1 rRNA gene is annotated in these 1,318 nt (G+C 53.0%); it reads right to left on the bottom strand.

Annotated features, from left to right (window positions below):
* Positions 1–1,318: ribosomal RNA gene (locus HMPREF3140_RS21700) — 23S ribosomal RNA — on the bottom strand; the annotation flags it as partial.

The following is a 1,318-nucleotide window of genomic DNA, read 5'->3' as shown; positions in this document are numbered from 1 at the left end:
CCCCCCTTCGCAGTAACACCAAGTACAGGAATATTAACCTGTTTCCCATCGACTACGCCTTTCGGCCTCGCCTTAGGGGTCGACTCACCCTGCCCCGATTAACGTTGGACAGGAACCCTTGGTCTTCCGGCGAGCGGGCTTTTCACCCGCTTTATCGTTACTTATGTCAGCATTCGCACTTCTGATACCTCCAGCATGCCTCACAGCACACCTTCGCAGGCTTACAGAACGCTCCCCTACCCAACAACACATAGTGTCGCTGCCGCAGCTTCGGTGCATGGTTTAGCCCCGTTACATCTTCCGCGCAGGCCGACTCGACCAGTGAGCTATTACGCTTTCTTTAAATGATGGCTGCTTCTAAGCCAACATCCTGGCTGTCTGTGCCTTCCCACATCGTTTCCCACTTAACCATGACTTTGGGACCTTAGCTGGCGGTCTGGGTTGTTTCCCTCTTCACGACGGACGTTAGCACCCGCCGTGTGTCTCCCGTGATAACATTCTTCGGTATTCGTAGTTTGCATCGGGTTGGTAAGTCGGGATGACCCCCTAGCCGAAACAGTGCTCTACCCCCGAAGATGAGTTCACGAGGCGCTACCTAAATAGCTTTCGGGGAGAACCAGCTATCTCCCGGTTTGATTGGCCTTTCACCCCCAGCCACAAGTCATCCGCTAATTTTTCAACATTAGTCGGTTCGGTCCTCCAGTTAGTGTTACCCAACCTTCAACCTGCCCATGGCTAGATCACCGGGTTTCGGGTCTATACCCTGCAACTTAACGCCCAGTTAAGACTCGGTTTCCCTGCGGCTCCCCTATACGGTTAACCTTGCTACAGAATATAAGTCGCTGACCCATTATACAAAAGGTACGCAGTCACACCCGAAGGTGCTCCCACTGCTTGTACGTACACGGTTTCAGGTTCTTTTTCACTCCCCTCGCCGGGGTTCTTTTCGCCTTTCCCTCACGGTACTGGTTCACTATCGGTCAGTCAGGAGTATTTAGCCTTGGAGGATGGTCCCCCCATATTCAGACAGGATACCACGTGTCCCGCCCTACTCTTCGAGTTCACAGCCTGTGCATTTTGGTGTACGGGACTATCACCCTGTACCGTCGGACTTTCCAGACCGTTCCACTAACACACAAGCTGATTCAGACTCTGGGCTGCTCCCCGTTCGCTCGCCGCTACTGGGGGAATCTCGGTTGATTTCTTTTCCTCGGGGTACTTAGATGTTTCAGTTCCCCCGGTTCGCCTCGTTAACCTATGTATTCAGTTAACGATAGTGTGACGAATCACACTGGGTTTCCCCATTCGGACATCGCCG

It is taken from the genome of Klebsiella sp. HMSC16A12 (assembly GCF_001808265.1).
Classification (GTDB): domain Bacteria; phylum Pseudomonadota; class Gammaproteobacteria; order Enterobacterales; family Enterobacteriaceae; genus Klebsiella; species Klebsiella pneumoniae.
Note: the sequence above shows the minus strand (reverse complement) of the source record. Positions and strands in the feature narration are given on the sequence as shown.